The following is a 17,078-nucleotide window of genomic DNA, read 5'->3' on the forward strand; positions in this document are numbered from 1 at the left end:
TTTAGCTACCGCTAAAGTTACGACGTTGGCCGCCAGACTTTGGTTTGGCAAAGCGTGGGCCGGCCGGACGTGCGGGACGTGAATCCGCTGAGCGAGCTGGACGGGAGTCACCTGAGCGGCTTCCACTTGTATTACCGCCGCCACCGCCACCAAAGCGTGACTCAGAACGAGCGCCGGAGCCATAGCGACCACTGCCGCCTGAGCGATTACCGCCAAAGCCGCCGCCAGAGCGACCACCACCAGGGCGGCCACCGCCACCACCAAAGCTAGGCTTGGCTTGTGGCTCAAGACCTGCGATGACTGAAGCAACAATATCTTGTTGAGTAAAGCGTTCGATATTACGAATCTTGGCGCGATCGCGATGTTCAACCAAAGTGATTGCAACGCCATTACGACCAGCACGACCTGTACGACCAATGCGGTGTGTATAGTCTTCGGGCTTCATTGGCAGACCAAAGTTAATGACGTGACTAATGCGTGGCACATCAATACCACGAGCCGCTACGTCGGTTGCTACCAAAATCCTGGTATGACCTTTACGAAGTGATTCGAGACGACGCATCCGCACAGCTTGAGGCATTGCACCGTGCAGGGCAGTAGCTTCGTAGCCATTAGCGCGCAAGGTATCAGCGATCTTTTCGCTTTCTACTTGAGTGCTTGCAAAGACAACCGCTTGATCCAAAGAGGCGTCAGCCAAAATATGCTCAAGGAGTTTGTGCTTGTGTGACATGCTGTCAGCCCAGTGCAACTTCTGCTCAATGTTGGCGTGCTTTTCACCGGCGTGAGCAAGTTCGATACGCTTGGCATCTGTAGTCAACTCGTTTGCTAAAGACATAATCTTGGGCGCAAAAGTTGCAGAGAACATCAAGGTTTGGTTGCGACCAGCACAACGTTTGTCAATCGCTTCTAGATCATCAGCAAATCCCATGTCGAGCATGCGATCAGCTTCGTCAATCACGAGCTGCTTAACATCATCTAAACGAATTGCTTTGCTATCGCACAAGTCGAGTAAACGACCTGGGGTTGCAACAACTAGTAATGCACCTTTTAATGCTTGGATTTGTTTGCCGTAAGGCATACCACCCATGACAGTAGCGATGCGGATGCCTTTCATGCCACGAACTAAGTTCACTGCATCGGCGGCAACCTGTTGCGCCAACTCACGAGTAGGGCAGAGCACTAATACTTTAGGTTGTGCACGACCGGGTACTGGTGAATTATTTGGGTTGCTTTCAATCAGTTGATTAATTAAAGGCAATAAAAAGGCTGCGGTTTTACCGCTACCGGTTTGGCTGCTGACCAATAAGTCGCCACCGGCCAAAGCAGCAGGGATAACCTGAGCTTGCACAGCAGTAGCTTGGGTGAAATCTAGTTCAGCAACGTTTTTAAGAAGTGGCGCCGCTAAGGCGAAATTCTGGAATTCAGTTCCAGTGCTCTTTGAGTCATTCGACTCAGGTTTAGTTTCTTTAGAAAAAGTCATGCTCTTACACATCCCCTTAAAGGGATGTCTCCGTATGTTGCACCCATGGTTTTTTATAGGGTGCGATGGTCAAAGGCATCGACCATCAGACAAGCGGCAGCGCGTTTTTTTAACTTCGGTGTTTATAACTTCTAAACGATACGCTGAAATAGAGCTGGGGGGCGATGAATCATATTGCTTAAAAAAGCCTCTCATTATGGCAGTTTGAGACTGTGATTACAAGGGTTTTCCCGAATTAATTATGATGTTGTGATGGAATGGTTCACATTAAGCCTCTTATCACCTTCAAATGCAGGATTCGTGGACTTCTCAAGTTATTTGCTTGGGACGCTGCTCATCATCTTGCTACCTGGCCCTAATTCGCTTTATGTATTAACAATTGCAACGCAAAGGGGTTGGCGTGCTGGCGCTTGGGGTGCGCTTGGAATATTCATCGGCGATTTAGTGTTGATGAGTGCTGTTGCTCTAGGAGCCGCCTCACTCTTGATGTCCTCACCTTTACTGTTTCATTGTGTACGCATCATCGGGGCCATCTATTTGGTTTGGTTGGGAATAGTTTTACTACGAAGCGGGCAACAGCGCTGGACGACGCAATCGCATTCAAAAGTATTTGAAATTCAAGCGCGCTTAATGCAATTACATCCGCTGCTCGCTGCACTCTCACTTTCCTTAACAAACCCTAAAGCAATCTTTTTCTTTATCGCTTTCTTCTCGCAATTTATTTGGCCAGATTTTGCACATCCAGCCCTGACTTTTATTTACCTTGCAACGGTTCTGCAGATGATGAGCATGACCCATCTAACAGGGCTGATCTTTATTGGGCAATTTTTCTCAAAGTATTTCAAGCATCACTACCGCTTTACTGCGGCATTATGGATGCTTGCAGGCATCCTATTTATTGGATTTGCAATTCGTTTAATAGTTGACTGACTACTTTAAGCGACGCAACAACTGCTCCACTTTTTTTCCATAAGGCGGACGCACAGCTTGAGTGCCCTTTAAGAGGCTTGTGCCAAACAGCCCACGCACTTGAAGAATTGGTTTTTGGTGACTAAAGGTATCAAAGCCTGTTTTACCGTGATAGCTGCCCATGCCGCTAGCCCCCACGCCGCCAAAAGGTAAGGAATCAACGGTGGCATGCAAGAAGACATCGTTAATGGTGATGCCGCCAGAGCGCGTGTTCTCTATCACTTGCTGCAAATGCTTTTTGTTTTTACCAAACCAGTACAAGGCTAAAGGGTTCGGTGTGCTATTGACATAAGCGATAGCTGCCACAGTATCGGCTACGGGGATGATTGGCAAAATCGGGCCAAAGATTTCTTCGTGCAGTACCCGAGCATCATGAGGAACATCAATTAAAGCAAGGGGTTCAAAGCGTCTTCCACCTGCAGCAGGATTATTCAATAGAGGGATGACTTTTGCGCCACGCTCCACGGCATCACTAACAAGGTGCTGCCAACGCTCTAGCTGGGCATCATCAATCGGGCCAGTCAGCTCTTCTGGGTTACTAAATTGAGTCTGTGCTGCTGTTTGCAGTTCTTGAATGAACTCAGCCTGACTGCTACTTTCAATGAGGACATAGTCGGGCGCAATACAAGTTTGACCGCTATTGAGCAACTTGCCATAAGCAATCGCTGCAGCAGTTTCCTTAAGTTTTGCAGAGGTATCAACAATGGCAGGGGTCTTGCCGCCAAGTTCTAGTGTCACTGGTGTTAGGTTTTCTGCGGCTGCGCGCATCACCTTTTTGCCTATAGCCTCTGATCCAGTAAATAATAAATGGGCAAATGGTAGAGCGGCAAATGGTTCCGCTACATCAGGACCGCCAGTGCTGACGCAAAATTCACTAGGGTGAAAGTATTCTTGAATTAAGCCTGCCAAAAATCCAGAGGTACGTGAGCTCCGTTCGGAGGGCTTTAGCCAAACGCGATTGCCAGCAGCTAATGCAGCAATAGTAGGAAGGAGAGCTAACTGTATTGGATAGTTCCAAGGGCTTATGATGCCAACAACGCCAATCGATTGGTTTTCTAGCCAAGCCTCTGAAGAGCCCATATACCAGGGGGTTTCCATGGGTACTGGTCTCATCCAGTGTTTTAGATGCTTGCGAGTGTATTTGCAGGCTTGATACACCATCTGAAATTCAGCGAGGCGAGTTTCGATCGGATGGCGAACGCCAAAATCAGCGATCAAGGCCTTGCATAGCTTTTCTTCATTGGCCGCAATCATTTTTTCAATTCGACCAATGCGCTCGAGCCTCACTTCTAGGGTGGGGTTGGGTTCAGCTGCGTAGGCTGCTTTGATTTCATCAAACTGGATAGTGAAGCGATTCATAGCGGATTAATAGTTGGCAAACATGTAAATAAGGTATTAGGATAAAGCCATGACTGAAATTACTGATAAAAAACCACCTTCCTTAGAGCGAGCAACCCTAGGCGGAGGATGTTTTTGGTGTCTTGAGGCTGTTTACCAGCAGATTCAAGGTGTGAAAAGTGTCGTCTCGGGCTATGCTGGGGGCGCTAGACCCAACCCCTCTTATGAATCCATTTGCACAGGTGTCACAGGCCATGCAGAAATTGTTGATATTCAATTTGATCCCCAGGTAATCTCTTTCAGAGATCTACTGGAAATCTTCTTTGTGATTCACGACCCTACCACCTTGAACTATCAAGGCAATGATCGTGGGACGCAATATCGTTCGGTGATTTTTACCCATAGTGACGAGCAGACCAAGATTTCTCATGAGGTCGTGCAAGAGTTGGAGAATTCTAAAGTTTATGCGGATCCGGTCGTGACGCAAATTGATGATGCGCCAATAATTTACCCAGCTGAAGATTATCACCAGAACTATTTCCAGCAACATCCCCATCAAGGGTATTGTGCTGCTGTAGTGGCACCAAAGTTGGCGAAATTTAGAGCGAAATTTAAATCGCTGATTGCGCCAAAGTATGCTTAATCGCTAAGGTGCTTAAGGAGCAAGGCGATTGATTTTCCAATTGCTGCCATCGCGCTTGTAATGAATGCGATCGTGCAGCCTAGAAGGACGCCCTTGCCAAAATTCAATCTCGGTTGGGTTTAGGCGATAACCACCCCAGTGCTCAGGGCGGGGAGGTTCATCACCAAATTCGGACTTGAAGCGTTTTTCAGCTTCTTCTAAAAACTCTCGGTTTGGAATAGCAGTGCTTTGGGGGGAAGCCCAGGCACCAATGCGAGATGCTGGAGGACGAGAATGGAAATACTGATCACTTTCCTCTGGGCTAACGCGCTCGACAACTCCCTGAATGCGGACTTGGCGTTCTAACTCATGCCAATGAAAGAGGAGTGCGGCTTGAGGGCGCACAGCAAGCTCTTTACCCTTTTGGCTCTCGTAGTTAGTAAAAAAGGTAAAGCCATTTTCGTCGGCACCTTTTAGTAAGACAATACGGGCAGAGGGATTTCCGGCTTTATCGGCGGTAGCTAAGGTCATGGAATTGGGTTCAGGACACTCTGCTGTGATGGCCTGGTTAAACCAAAGCTGAAACAGCGGCAAAGGATTGTGTGGAACCTCAGATTCTGAAAGCTGACCAAAGGTGTAGTTTTTACGGAGTTGAGCAATAGAGTCCATTTATTCAGTATAAAGAGAAGCTATGGCAGAAGACAAGATTGAAAACGTGGATGAAGGTGGTGTTGAAGAGCGCCGCTTCGGAGGGGTTTCTAGACTCTATGGACCTGAGTTGCGTGCCCGCTTTCAGAATGCCACTGTTGTAGTAGCGGGCCTTGGTGGCGTGGGATCTTGGGCCGCAGAAGCGCTGGCACGAACTGGCATTGGCCATTTAGTACTGGTCGATTTTGATCATATTGCAGAGAGTAATACCAATCGTCAGTTACATGCATTCGATGGTCAGTATGGTAAGGCTAAAGTCGAAGCAATGACCCAACGTATTTTGCAAATCAATCCTGAAATTCAACTAACTGCCTGTGATGAATTTTTAGAGCCAGAGAATCTCGACCGCATTATTCCTATGAATGCTTATGTTTTGGATGCTACTGATTCAGTGCAAACCAAAATTGCACTCTCAGTTTGGGCTCGGAAAAATCAGCGCGCTTTAGTCATGTGTGGTGCAGCAGGCGGCAAAACTGATCCTACTTCGGTACGCTGTGATGATTTATCCCGCACTGAACAAGATGCTTTGCTAGCCAAAGTACGCCAAGGCTTACGGCAGGACCATGGTTTCTCTAGAAACCTAAAACACCAGATTGGTATTCGAGCCATCTACTCTCATGAGCCTCGTGCTGGTGCTAGTACCGGCGGATTGGCTTGTTCTGGTTACGGCTCAACTGTCATGGTTACGGCCACTTGCGGTTTAGCTGCTGCTGCAGAGATCCTCAATCTGATCGGTCAAGATCAAAAATAATGGCATTGACCAGTTAACTCAGAAAAATTCCTATAAATCCTTAAGGGGATTCCCTGTAGGAAATTACTGATTCTGTTGCAGTCATATCCAGCAAACGAACCTGATGCCTCATGATTTAAAAGCAATTTATATTTGCTGAGTATTTACTTTTGATCATTTAGTCACTTTAGTTATTTTCATCCCCTAGTGCAGATGACAAGTCCTCCCTAGACTTTGCTTCGTTGGTAAACCGCCAACGACAAATCGAAAGGAGGTCTCTTTTGCAGACTGAACAAACCGGCTTGAAACGCCACCTTAAAGTAAGGCACATTCGTTTAATGGCCTTAGGTTCAACGATTGGCGTTGGATTATTTCTGGGATCTGCGAGTGCAATACAAATCGCTGGACCGTCCATTCTCTTGGGATATCTACTTGCCGGAATCGTGGCATTCATCGTATTACGTACTCTAGGTGAGATGGCGGTACATGAGCCCGTAGCAGGCTCTTTTGCTGCTTACGCCAATAACTATGTTGGACCACTAGCGGGGTATATGGTGGGTTGGGGTTATTGGACCTACTGGATTGTGGTCGGAATCGCCGAGGTCACAGCAGTTGGGATCTATATGGGGATCTGGTTTCCAGAGATACCTCAATGGGTTTGGGCGTTATCGTCGATCGTCATGATGGGTCTGATCAATCTCATTGCCGTAAAAGTATTTGGTGAGTTTGAGTTTTGGTTTGCGCTCATTAAGGTGGTAGCCATTGTGGCGATGATCACATTGGGTGGATCAGTCATTCTCTTTGGCTTTACGAATGATTGGCAGCCAATCGGCCTGAGTAATCTTTGGCAGCATGGTGGTTTCTTCCCTAATGGCATTAGCGGTATGCTGCTCTCTTTGCAAATGGTCTTATTTGCATACGTTGGCATCGAGATGATTGGTCTTTCTGCTGGAGAGGCGGAGAATCCGAAGAAAACGATACCCATGGCGATTGACTCTTTAGCTTGGCGCATCCTCATTTTCTATATGGGTGCGATCTTGGTTATTTTAGCGATCTTTCCATGGAATGAGGTAGGTCAGCAGGGCAGTCCATTTGTGGTGATGTTTGAGCGGATCGGCTTACGCGAGGCAGCCGGATTGATCAACTTCGTAGTGATCACTGCGGCTCTCTCATCATGCAATGCTGGCATCTTCAGCGGTGGTCGCCTTTTGTATGCTTTGTCTTCAAACGGCTATGCCCCAGCGTCTTTTGCCAAGCTCTCAAAGTATGGTGTGCCGCATCGTGCGGTGATAGTAACTGTGGCGGTTTGTATGTCAGGCGTAGTACTGAACTACTTTGTGCCTGATAAGGCCTTCCAATACATCATGGCAGCGGTCACCTTTGTGGGCTTGATGGTATGGATTGCCATCTTGTTTACCCAAATGAAGTTCCGTCGCTCTTTAAGCAAAGCGCAAGTAGCTGAATTGGGTTACCGCGCACCTTGGTGGCCTTATTCCTCATGGTTTGCTCTGGCATTTATTTTCTTAGTTGTAGTGCTGATGGGCTTTCATGAAGATGCGCGCATGGCCTTGATATTAGGCCCATGTCTATTAGGGGTGTATCTCGCTATGTTTTACATCGTTGGCTTGCACCGTAAAACAAAAAATAGTCGTCAATTTAAATAACAGGAGATAGCAATGATTATTGGCGTTCCACAAGAAGTAAAAAATAATGAATTTAGGGTGGGCCTCACACCAGGTAATGTCAGTGGCTTATGTAAGCAAGGGCATTCGGTATTGATTCAAAGAGGTGCTGGGATGCAAATTGGTTTGAGTGATGAGTCCTATCGTATTGCAGGTGCTACTTTGATCAACAGTGCAGCAGAAGTATTTCAGAAGGCAGAGATGATTGTGAAGGTGAAAGAGCCCCAGCCACAAGAATGTGCCATGCTGCGTGAGGATCAAATTTTATTTACCTATTTACATCTCGCTCCAGATCCAGCCCAAACCAAAGCCTTATTAGCATCCGGCGCGACATGTATTGCTTATGAGACGGTTACCGCCATGAATGGCGCTTTGCCTTTACTTGCTCCCATGAGTGAAGTAGCAGGAGGAATGTCGATTCAGGCTGCAGCTTCCCATTTAGAAAAAACCCATGGTGGTTTGGGAGTATTGATGGCAGGTGTACCTGGTGTCTCGCCGGCTAAGATTGTGATTTTGGGTGGTGGAGTAGTCGGTCGCAATGCTTTACAAATGGCAGTAGGTATGGGCGCAGATGTCTGCATCTTCGATCGCGATATTGATCGCCTGCGTCAGATTGATATGTTCTATGGCAATCGCGTACGCACTTTTTATTCTGATAGTTTGTTAATTGAGCAAGAAGTGTGTGAGGCTGATGTAGTGATTGGCGCTGTTCTTTTGCCAGGCGCTGCTGCGCCTAAACTGGTGACACGAGAGATGGTCAAGAAAATGAAAGCAGGTGCAGTGATTGTGGATGTTGCGATTGACCAGGGCGGTTGCTTTGAAACATCGAAACCGACCACTCATGCAGATCCGACCTTCCTGGTGGATGGGGTACTGCATTACTGCGTAGCCAATATGCCAGGTGCAGTCGCAAGGACATCTACCTTTGCATTAACCAATGCAACCTATCCTTTTGTAGAGGCATTAGCTAATCGTGGGGTGGTGAAGGCATTATCGATTGACCATCACCTACGCAATGGCTTGAGTGTTCATAAAGGTGTTTTGACTTCTCAGCCTGTCGCACAGGCTCAGGGTCTTGACTTTGCTCTTGCGGAGGAGCTCTTTGTAGTCTAGTCACCTGAAGGATTTACACTGGCTAGATACTTACTCATTAAAGCCACAAGATCCATGGACGTTTCAGCCTTAACCCTCTCCGCTGGTGTAGTTGCATTAGCGGAGATGGGTGACAAAACCCAATTACTTTCTTTAATGCTTGCTGCTCGCTACCCTAGGCAAGCACTAGCCATCATTGCAGGTATTTTTATTGCCACGATTGCAAACCATGCCTGCGCTGCCTTACTTGGACACTGGCTGATGACCCTAGTTTCTCCAGATGTGATGCGTTGGATTTTGGGCACCAGTTTTTTAGGGATTGGTTTATGGCTTTTGGTTCCCGATCATATTGATGATGCGGCAGATTCTAAAGTGGCCGATCGTGCGCTTCAGGTATTGATGCTGACGGTTGTCCTATTCTTTTTGGCTGAGATGGGAGATAAGACGCAAATTGCAACTATTGCTTTGGGTGCTCGATATGAGGATGTGGTTTCGGTAACGATCGGCACTACATTGGGGATGATGTTGGCTAATGCCCCAGCGGTATGGATTGGTCAGAAATTTACCCAACGTATGCCAATCAAATGGGTGCATGCTGTTGCAGCAATCACGTTTATTGCTATTGGTGTGGCCACTCTGGCATGGAGTTAAGCTAATCCTCTACATTTGGGGATCTCTCGACTTAAAATAGTCAGATGAAAACTGATCTGCCTCAGAGCTTTCGTCGGCTCGAATATCTTCCCCCCGTATATACCTTTGACCAAGTTGAGTTGGATATTGCTTTAGATCCCGCCCGCACGATCGTGAAAAGCAAAATCGAAGTATTACCAGGCAAAAGTTTTGAACCTGGCGCACCTTTAGTGTTGGTTGGTCAGGAGTTGGAGTTTGTGAGTTTACGGATTAATGGCGAAGCGCATCGCCATTTTGAACTCACCCCAGAAACTTTGAGTATTCATTCTTTGCCAAATGAAGGTAAAGATAAATTCATTGTTGAAATTATTTCAGTGTGCGTTCCCAATAAGAACACCAGCCTCATGGGACTATATGTTTCGAATGGGAACTTCTTTACGCAATGTGAAGCAGAAGGCTTTCGGAAGATTACTTATTTCTTAGATCGCCCTGATGTGATGGCGCGTTATCGTGTGACTCTGCGAGCGCGTGAAGCTGAATGCCCTGTACTCCTTTCAAATGGCAATTTATTAAAAGAAGAGAAGTTACCCAACGGTTGGCATAGCGCAAGCTGGGAAGATCCATTTCCAAAACCCTCTTATTTATTTGCCTTAGTTGCTGGCAAGTTGGAGTGCATCGAAGAAACCATCACTACTAGCAGTGGTGCCAGAAAGTTATTACAGATCTGGGTTGAACCGCATGATCTGAAGAAGACCCGTCATGCAATGGATTCATTGATTGCCTCGATTCATTGGGATGAAAAGCGCTTTGGTTTGGAGTTAGATCTTGAGCGTTTCATGATTGTTGCAGTAGGTGACTTCAATATGGGTGCGATGGAGAACAAGGGCTTGAATATCTTCAATACCAAGTTTGTTCTAGCTCAAGCTGAAACTGCAACAGACGCTGACTTTGCCAATATTGAAAGCGTTGTAGCCCATGAGTATTTTCATAACTGGACCGGTAATCGGGTGACCTGCCAAGATTGGTTTCAACTTTCTCTCAAAGAAGGCCTAACTGTCTTTAGGGATCAAGAGTTTTCCGCAGATCAAATGGGTACTGAGTCTGGCAGGGCGGTTAAGCGTATCGAAGATGTGAGATTGCTACGTCAATTGCAATTTCCAGAGGATGCGGGTCCGATGGCCCATCCCATTCGCCCTGATGAGTATCAGGAGATTAATAACTTCTATACCGTTACCGTATATGAAAAGGGTTCAGAGGTTGTCCGAATGTATCAGACCTTGCTGGGCAGAGAAGGTTTTCGCAAGGGTATGGATTTGTATTTCAAGCGCCATGATGGACAGGCGGTCACTTGTGATGATTTCTTAGCGGCGATGGCTGATGCTAACGGCAAAGACCTCACTCAGTTCAGAAACTGGTATAGCCAAGCAGGTACGCCACGGGTGAAAGTGGCAGAGCACTATGATATGGTCAATCATCAGTATCAACTCACTCTGACGCAAAGCTGTGCTCCAAGCCCTGGTCAGAATGAGAAAAAGCCATTTCATATTCCACTAAAGATCCGCTTGATTAATGCTGCCAATGATCAAACAGAGCAATTACTAGAGCTTACTGAACCAACTCAGTCATGGACTTTTGACAATCTCACTGAGCGTCCCGTTCTATCTATTAATCGTAATTTCTCTGCGCCAATTAACATCGATTTTGAGCAAAGCGAGGTAGATCTCTTAACCTTATTCTCTGGCGATGATGATCCTTTTAATCGCTGGGAGGCGGGTCAAAAACTAGCCATGCAAATGATTTTGAACAAGCGCTTGCCTGATGCTGGTCTGATTGACGCTTACCGCAATCTATTGCTTGATCCCAATTTAGATCCTGCATTTAAAGAGCTTGCTTTGACCCTGCCTGCAGAGTCTTATTTATATGAGCAGTGCGCTAGTGTAGATCCCCAACAAATCTTTACTGCACGTCGTGCATTCCGAAGAGAAATTGCTAAGCAGTTGCAACTAGAGTGGGCTGCGCTTTATCAGCAGAACCAAACGCCTGGACCATTTAAGTCTGATGCTCTTGATTCAGGAAAGCGTGCGCTCAAAAATCTCGCTCTCAGTATGTTGCTTGAGGCTGATCCAAAGATTTGGGCGCCAATGGCAGCAAATCAATATCAAATTGCTGACAATATGACTGATCGCTATGCCGCATTGGCGACATTAGTCATTCATGGTGCTACGCCTGCCAATGATTGTTTGCATGATTTCTTTAGTCGCTTTGTAAATGATGCTCTGGTAATTGATAAGTGGTTTGCATTGCAATCGAGCCGTCCACCGGTTGATGGACTTGAGCAAACTCTTGCTGATGTCAAACGTTTGCGTGAGCACCCAGCATTCAAGCTGAACAATCCAAATCGTGCACGTAGTGTGATTCATGCTTTTTGTACCAACAATCCAGCAAGCTTTCATCAAGCTGATGGCAGTGGTTACGCTTTTTGGGCTGAAAGTGTCTTAGCTCTAGATCCCATCAATCCACAAGTTGCTGCGCGCCTCGCTAGAGCATTGGATCGCTGGCGCCTGTTTGCAGAGCCTTATCAAGGCAAGATGAAGGCTGCCTTAGAGCGGGTGGCTGCATGCCCAACCCTCTCGCCAGATGTGCGCGAGGTCATTGGTAAGGCTTTGGGGGACTGATTTCTTATGACTTCCTTAGTGAAGTTGTTGGTTATAAGAAATACCAAGCTGGATCGCTAGTGACTCAAGGTGTTTATCAAGAGTCCAAATGAGTGCATTTTCTGATAGAAGAGTGGAGGCAAGCAGAGAGATGTCAATTGCACCGCATCCGGATTCATGAAGTTTATGCGTTTCAATAAACTGTAATGTTTCTTCGGTAGTGGCTACAGAAGCTTGCTGCAGTTTTTTTAAATAATTTAGAGTTCTGGATCGTGGCGACGGAGGAGATCCGCATGAAAGCTCAATCAAAATTAGAGGGTGGCATAGAATTCGATCGTTTACTAACAAAGACGTAAATGATGGATTCAATTTTTTGAAGTGAGATACCCACACTGAGGTATCCGCTAAAACCATCGTCATGTTTATTGAGCACCATTGGATTTGCGCCGAGGAATGTTTTTCATTTGGGGCGCCTTGCCCCCTAACGCAGCAAGTCGTTTAGCGATTTGTACCCGTACAAATACATTCATGGCTTCACGGAAAAGGTCTGCCTTATCCATGCCAGGATCAGCAAGATCTAGCCCGCTTTGATATAGGTCGTCATCAATGGTTACTGTAGTTCTCATGATTATTCTCATCAAATTTGATGTAAAAAAACATCAATTTAGTCATCATATACGATGATTTTAGTCTTGAAAAGAGGAAAATTAGATCGAAAGCAAATAAGAACCTTCTTTTAGGTAAAACTTTCATTACAGGGCAAAATAGACCCTAATCTCAATAGCACCTTGGAGAAATCGCTTTGTCTTCCAGTACCCATACAAATTTCAAGCAATATCTAGCAACAACTAAATCTCAGGGCGTAGCAATTCCCGTTGGACTACAAGATTTGCTGGCTGCTGTTGTTAATACTTGTTCTACCTTAAGTCATGAAGTCGCTCAAGGAGCTTTAATTGGTTTATTGGGATCTGCTGGCACTGGTAATGTGCAAGGTGAAGTTCAGCAAAAGCTTGACATCATTGCCAACGATTTATTAATTGAGGGCGTTAAAGCTTGTAAGTCACTTGCTGGGCTGGCGTCTGAAGAAATGGAATTACCAGTACCAGTGCAAGGTACCGGCGACTATCTTTTATTGTTTGATCCATTAGATGGCTCTTCCAATATCGATGTGAATGTGTCTATCGGCACGATCTTTTCGGTACTCAAAAAGCAAGATCCACAAGCGCCATTACAAACCTCTGACTTTCTATTATCGGGTCGTCACCAAGTAGCGGCGGGTTATGTGGTGTATGGCCCTCAAACAACGATGGCTTTAACTTTGGGTGATGGCGTAGTGATGTTTACCTTAAATAAAGTGACCGGTGAGTTCTTGTTGATTAAAGATGCTGTCACGATTTCGCACTCTACTAAAGAATTTGCTATCAATATGTCTAATATGCGCCATTGGGCTGACCCAGTGCGCCGCTATGTAGAAGAGTGTTTAGCTGGTGTAGGTGGTGCGCGTGAAAAAGATTTTAATATGCGCTGGATTGCATCGATGGTGGCTGATGTGCATCGTGTTTTATCCCGTGGCGGTGTTTTTATGTACCCTTGGGATCAACGTGAGCCCCATAAACCTGGAAAATTGCGCTTAATGTATGAAGCCAATCCAATGAGCTTCTTGGTTGAACAAGCAGGTGGTGCGTCTACAAATGGTAAAGATCTGATTATGGATTTACAACCTACTGATTTGCATGAGCGTGTCTCCGTCATGCTGGGTTCTAAAGAAGAGATTGATCGTTTACAGCATTACCACGCATAAGGTGAATTAAAAAATCAAACCCAGTTTTCTAGCTTTAAGCCAGAAACTCTTGAAAACTCTTTGAGATTATTAGTGACTAGCGGTAAGTCTAATGCTAGCGCTTGTGCTGCAATCATCGTATCTAGCGAACCAATGGGCTGCCCTTGTTTCTCTAACTGAGCGCGCAATGTAGCATAGGCCCAAATGCAGTTGGTATCAAAAGGAACAATAGTCATTGGTGCTAGAAATAAATTGAGTGCCTGTTTATTTCTGATTGAATTTGTTTTTTCTACGCCATAAGCGAGCTCCGCAGCAACAATGGTAGATACGCCAATCTCGCCAGACTGAAATGATTTGAAACGCTCTAGAACGCTAGGTGGTTTTTGATTGATGATGTAGATGCAAATATTGGTGTCTAGCAAAATCAAGGGGCAATCTCCACCCGATCTTGTTGCACTGGTTGATCACGATTTAATTGCAGTCCTGGCTCAAAACTGTCTAAAGACGTGCAAATTGCTGTAAATAAACCATTTTTTGGCAAGAGGAGGACGCCGCCAGCAAAGTGCTGCACAGTGACTTCGGAATCTGTAAAACGATATTCCTTGGGAAGTCGCACCGCTTGGCTACGACCGGTTTTGAAGATTTGGGCTATGTCCATGATTTCCCCTCTTTTGATATGTATCAGTGATATATACTTTAATGAGATTCAATCTTTTTAGCAAGCCTATTTTTCAGTAGGATTGAGAATGCAAAAGGCCCAATCATAAGACTGGGCCTTTTAAATAGGGTTTACCATTTTTACTTCATTGATTATGGCTTTACCTTTTCCTTTAGGTAGGCCAAAGACTCTTCTACTTGGTCAATCAGAATCAAGCAAACATCGCCTTCAGAGACTTCATCCAAGGCGGTATCAATTGCTTTGAATTCTCCATGGATCTCTTTCACTTGTTTGGCTTTCGTAGTGCCAACTAAGCCCTCTTGCAAAAGCTTTAAGACTTCGCCATCTTCACGACCACGTTGGCAAGCATCTTGATAGAGGATGACGTTATCAAAAGCGTTGCCCAAGATGCGCGTGAGATCCCGAATGTCTTCATCGCGACGATCTCCGGCACCACTAATAACCACGTGACTTTTCTTGGGCTTCATAGATTCAACAGCACTTGCTAAAGCACGCATCGCATCAGGGTTGTGACCATAGTCAGCAATTACCGTAGCTCCCTTGTGTTTGAATTGATTAAAGCGACCTGGTACAGCGTTGGCAGTACTCTCAAAGCTATTTAAGCCACGCGCAATCTTCTCAGCATCAAGGCCTAAGGCCCAAGCAGCACCAATGGCTGCCATAGCATTTTCAATCTGAAAACCAAGTACGCCATTTTGGGTGAGGGGAATTTCGCTTACAGGGAAGCGATACATCACGCGCGATCCTTTAGAGGCAACAATGTAAGTACCATCAAAGAAGATGACTTTCTTATTCTTGGCGCGATGCGCAGTGATGACGGGGTGATGTTGATTTTGGGCAAAGAAGATGACCCGCCCAGAGCACTTATCACCCATCTTGGCAACCATAGGATCTGCTCCATTGAGAACAGCCGCACCAGTTGGTGCTACGTTTTGCACAATCACCCGTTTTAGGATCGCTAAATCTTCTACGCTAGAGATATAGTTCAATCCTAAGTGGTCGCCTTCACCAATATTGGTTACTACGGCAACTTCACAACGATCAAAGCCCAAGCCCTCACGCAATAAACCGCCGCGAGCAGTTTCTAGAACAGCAGCATCGACATCGGGATGCATTAATACGTTGCGCGCACTTTTAGGGCCACTGCAATCACCGGTATCAATCAGGCGATGATTGATATATACGCCATCAGTGCCAGTCATGCCGACCCTCAGACCAGTTTCGGTGAGGAGGTGGGATATTAAACGGACTGTGGTTGTTTTGCCGTTAGTTCCCGTCACAGCAACTACTGGAATGCGACCATCTTCGCCTGGCGGGAACATCGTATTAATAATGTCTTCTCCTACAGGGCGGCCTTTGCCGTAGGAGGGCTTTAAATGCATGCGCAATCCTGGGGCAGCATTGACTTCAACAATGCCGCCACCTTGTTGTTCTAAAGGTTTATAAATGGATTCGCAAAGGATATCTACGCCGGCGATATCTAAACCAATCATCTGGGCGGCCGCTATAGCACTAGCAGCGACGTCAGGATGAACATCATCGGTAACATCGGTAGCAGTACCGCCGGTACTGAGGTTGGCATTATTGCGTAATAACACGCGCTCACCAGTTTTAGGAACGTATTGTGGTGTGAGTCCAGAGCTTGCTAGATGAGCTAATGCAATATCGTCAAAGCGAATCTTGGTTAATGCTGTTGCATGTCCATCGCCCCGCAATGGATTTTGATTTTCTTTTTCAACCAGTTCTGCAACAGTGTGTTTGCCATCGCCAACTACTTGAGCAGGCTCACGACGGGCTGCAGCAGACAAACGATTACCAACGACGAGTAAGCGATAGTCAGCACCAGGAAGATATCGCTCTACGATCGTCTCGCGTCCAAAGCCTTGGGTGACTTCAAAGCCTGCACGGACTTCTTCTTCGGTTTGGATATTGGCAACTACGCCTTTTCCTTGATTGCCATCTTTTGGTTTGAGCACAATCGGGCCACCAATCTTTTGAGCAGCACGCCATGCATCATCTACATTAGTCACAACTTCACCAATCGGCACAGATACTCCAGCCGCAGCCAAGAGATTTTTGGTAAGTTCCTTATCTTGTGCAATGGCTTCAGCAATAGCGCTGGTGTCGCTGGTCTCTGCTGCCTGAATTCGTTTTTGTTTGCTGCCCCAGCCAAATTGCACCATGCTGCCTTCGGTCATACGACGGAAGGGAATGTTACGCTGAAGTGCTGCATCAACGATTGAGCCAGTGCTTGGTCCAAGGCGCACATCTTCGTACAAAGCTTCTAACTCTGAGAGTGCCGCAGCTAAATCAAAGGGGGCATCGTTTAGCGTTGCTTGAATCAATGCAAAACCAAAATCAAAGGCCATGCGGCCAACAACTTCTTCGATGTATTCCACGACTACTTGATATACGCCGTCATCTATTGTTTGAACAGTACGACTGAAAGTCACAGGACAACCTGCTTGAGCTTGTAATCCCAGAGCAGCATGTTCTAGCGCATGCGCTAATGAGAGGGGCTCAGTTAAACCACCACGACGCATGCTTCCTAGTTGTGGAAAGCGTTCACGAATCTTCGTTTCAAATTGGGGAATAGCATCAATCGAGCGCTCAGAACGATCGCAAGTAACGATGGCTTCTAGGGCAGTGTGGCGGCTCCATAAATTGGGGCCACGTAGCATACGAATACGGGTGATTTCCAATTAAGCCCCTAT

General features: G+C 46.2%; 15 protein-coding genes. 8 read left to right on the forward strand and 7 right to left on the reverse strand.

Going from position 1 to position 17,078, the window contains the following annotated elements:
* Position 1: 1 nt before the first annotated feature.
* The gene (locus ICN35_RS02440; RefSeq protein ID WP_216123987.1) at positions 2 to 1,480 is read right to left on the reverse strand and encodes a DEAD/DEAH box helicase; all 1,479 of its coding nucleotides are present in this window, start codon (positions 1,478 to 1,480) and stop codon (positions 2 to 4) included.
* A gap of 252 nt (positions 1,481 to 1,732) precedes the next feature.
* On the opposite strand from ICN35_RS02440, the gene leuE reads away from it, so the two are divergent.
* Positions 1,733 to 2,410, forward strand: coding sequence for a leucine efflux protein LeuE (gene leuE, locus ICN35_RS02445; RefSeq protein WP_216123989.1), 678 nt, complete (start codon positions 1,733 to 1,735; stop codon positions 2,408 to 2,410).
* Here leuE and ICN35_RS02450 read toward each other — a convergent pair whose 3' ends face one another.
* Positions 2,411 to 3,808 (reverse strand): coniferyl aldehyde dehydrogenase, encoded by a 1,398-nt coding sequence (locus ICN35_RS02450; RefSeq protein ID WP_216123990.1) that lies wholly within the window; start codon positions 3,806 to 3,808, stop codon positions 2,411 to 2,413.
* A 49-nt stretch (positions 3,809 to 3,857) separates the two neighbouring features.
* On the opposite strand from ICN35_RS02450, the gene msrA reads away from it, so the two are divergent.
* On the forward strand, positions 3,858 to 4,430 hold the full coding sequence (gene msrA / locus ICN35_RS02455) for a peptide-methionine (S)-S-oxide reductase MsrA (protein WP_216123992.1): 573 nt from the start codon (positions 3,858 to 3,860) through the stop codon (positions 4,428 to 4,430).
* Positions 4,431 to 4,442: 12 nt separating this feature from the next.
* Here msrA and pdxH read toward each other — a convergent pair whose 3' ends face one another.
* Complete coding sequence (pdxH, locus tag ICN35_RS02460; protein WP_216123994.1) at positions 4,443 to 5,078, reverse strand: pyridoxamine 5'-phosphate oxidase; 636 nt, start codon at positions 5,076 to 5,078, stop codon at positions 4,443 to 4,445.
* A gap of 22 nt (positions 5,079 to 5,100) precedes the next feature.
* On the opposite strand from pdxH, the gene ICN35_RS02465 reads away from it, so the two are divergent.
* From ICN35_RS02465 to pepN, 5 genes are all read left to right on the forward strand, one after another.
* Complete coding sequence (locus tag ICN35_RS02465; protein WP_216124001.1) at positions 5,101 to 5,868, forward strand: ThiF family adenylyltransferase; 768 nt, start codon at positions 5,101 to 5,103, stop codon at positions 5,866 to 5,868.
* A 317-nt stretch (positions 5,869 to 6,185) separates the two neighbouring features.
* Positions 6,186 to 7,511, forward strand: coding sequence for an amino acid permease (locus tag ICN35_RS02470; protein ID WP_304608872.1), 1,326 nt, complete (start codon positions 6,186 to 6,188; stop codon positions 7,509 to 7,511).
* Positions 7,512 to 7,523: 12 nt separating this feature from the next.
* Positions 7,524 to 8,642 carry an alanine dehydrogenase gene (ald, locus tag ICN35_RS02475; protein ID WP_216124003.1) on the forward strand — a complete coding sequence of 373 codons (1,119 nt, stop codon included), beginning with the start codon at positions 7,524 to 7,526 and terminating at the stop codon, positions 8,640 to 8,642.
* Between the two features lie 54 nt (positions 8,643 to 8,696).
* Positions 8,697 to 9,272 (forward strand): TMEM165/GDT1 family protein, encoded by a 576-nt coding sequence (locus tag ICN35_RS02480; protein WP_216124005.1) that lies wholly within the window; start codon positions 8,697 to 8,699, stop codon positions 9,270 to 9,272.
* A gap of 44 nt (positions 9,273 to 9,316) precedes the next feature.
* On the forward strand, positions 9,317 to 11,926 hold the full coding sequence (gene pepN, locus ICN35_RS02485; RefSeq protein ID WP_216124007.1) for an aminopeptidase N: 2,610 nt from the start codon (positions 9,317 to 9,319) through the stop codon (positions 11,924 to 11,926).
* A 401-nt stretch (positions 11,927 to 12,327) separates the two neighbouring features.
* Here the strand turns inward: pepN and ICN35_RS02490 are convergent, their stop codons facing one another.
* Positions 12,328 to 12,531, reverse strand: a complete 204-nt coding sequence (locus ICN35_RS02490; RefSeq protein ID WP_215296639.1) for a type II toxin-antitoxin system VapB family antitoxin — start codon at positions 12,529 to 12,531, stop codon at positions 12,328 to 12,330.
* A 176-nt stretch (positions 12,532 to 12,707) separates the two neighbouring features.
* Between ICN35_RS02490 and ICN35_RS02495 the strand changes: the two genes are divergently transcribed.
* Entirely contained in the window at positions 12,708 to 13,706 is a 999-nt protein-coding gene (locus ICN35_RS02495) for a class 1 fructose-bisphosphatase (RefSeq protein WP_216124009.1), read from the forward strand.
* A 14-nt stretch (positions 13,707 to 13,720) separates the two neighbouring features.
* On the opposite strand, the gene ICN35_RS02500 is transcribed toward ICN35_RS02495, so the two are convergent.
* The 3 genes from ICN35_RS02500 to cphA all read right to left on the reverse strand — a co-directional run bounded on the left by ICN35_RS02500 (position 13,721) and on the right by cphA (position 17,066).
* Entirely contained in the window at positions 13,721 to 14,113 is a 393-nt protein-coding gene (locus ICN35_RS02500; protein WP_251372111.1) for a type II toxin-antitoxin system VapC family toxin, read from the reverse strand.
* Complete coding sequence (locus tag ICN35_RS02505) at positions 14,110 to 14,343, reverse strand: antitoxin (protein ID WP_216124011.1); 234 nt, start codon at positions 14,341 to 14,343, stop codon at positions 14,110 to 14,112. The genes ICN35_RS02500 and ICN35_RS02505 overlap by 4 nt, the downstream gene beginning before the upstream one ends.
* A gap of 152 nt (positions 14,344 to 14,495) precedes the next feature.
* Entirely contained in the window at positions 14,496 to 17,066 is a 2,571-nt protein-coding gene (gene cphA / locus ICN35_RS02510) for a cyanophycin synthetase (protein ID WP_216124013.1), read from the reverse strand.
* Between the last annotated feature and the right edge of the window lie 12 nt (positions 17,067 to 17,078).

Origin of the sequence: Polynucleobacter sp. es-GGE-1 (genome assembly GCF_018882005.1) — a bacterium.
In the GTDB taxonomy this organism is placed as follows: domain Bacteria; phylum Pseudomonadota; class Gammaproteobacteria; order Burkholderiales; family Burkholderiaceae; genus Polynucleobacter.

Bases quoted from the DNA above. Each gene is read 5' to 3' on its own strand.
- ICN35_RS02440 (WP_216123987.1), bottom strand. From the start codon at position 1,480: ATGACTTTTTCTAAAGAAACTAAACCTGAGTCGAATGACTCAAAGAGC.
- leuE (WP_216123989.1), top strand. From the start codon at position 1,733: ATGGAATGGTTCACATTAAGCCTCTTATCACCTTCAAATGCAGGATTC.
- ICN35_RS02450 (WP_216123990.1), bottom strand. From the start codon at position 3,808: ATGAATCGCTTCACTATCCAGTTTGATGAAATCAAAGCAGCCTACGCA.
- msrA (WP_216123992.1), top strand. From the start codon at position 3,858: ATGACTGAAATTACTGATAAAAAACCACCTTCCTTAGAGCGAGCAACC.
- pdxH (WP_216123994.1), bottom strand. From the start codon at position 5,078: ATGGACTCTATTGCTCAACTCCGTAAAAACTACACCTTTGGTCAGCTT.
- ICN35_RS02465 (WP_216124001.1), top strand. From the start codon at position 5,101: ATGGCAGAAGACAAGATTGAAAACGTGGATGAAGGTGGTGTTGAAGAG.
- ICN35_RS02470 (WP_304608872.1), top strand. From the start codon at position 6,186: ATGGCCTTAGGTTCAACGATTGGCGTTGGATTATTTCTGGGATCTGCG.
- ald (WP_216124003.1), top strand. From the start codon at position 7,524: ATGATTATTGGCGTTCCACAAGAAGTAAAAAATAATGAATTTAGGGTG.
- ICN35_RS02480 (WP_216124005.1), top strand. From the start codon at position 8,697: ATGGACGTTTCAGCCTTAACCCTCTCCGCTGGTGTAGTTGCATTAGCG.
- pepN (WP_216124007.1), top strand. From the start codon at position 9,317: ATGAAAACTGATCTGCCTCAGAGCTTTCGTCGGCTCGAATATCTTCCC.
- ICN35_RS02490 (WP_215296639.1), bottom strand. From the start codon at position 12,531: ATGAGAACTACAGTAACCATTGATGACGACCTATATCAAAGCGGGCTA.
- ICN35_RS02505 (WP_216124011.1), bottom strand. From the start codon at position 14,343: ATGGACATAGCCCAAATCTTCAAAACCGGTCGTAGCCAAGCGGTGCGA.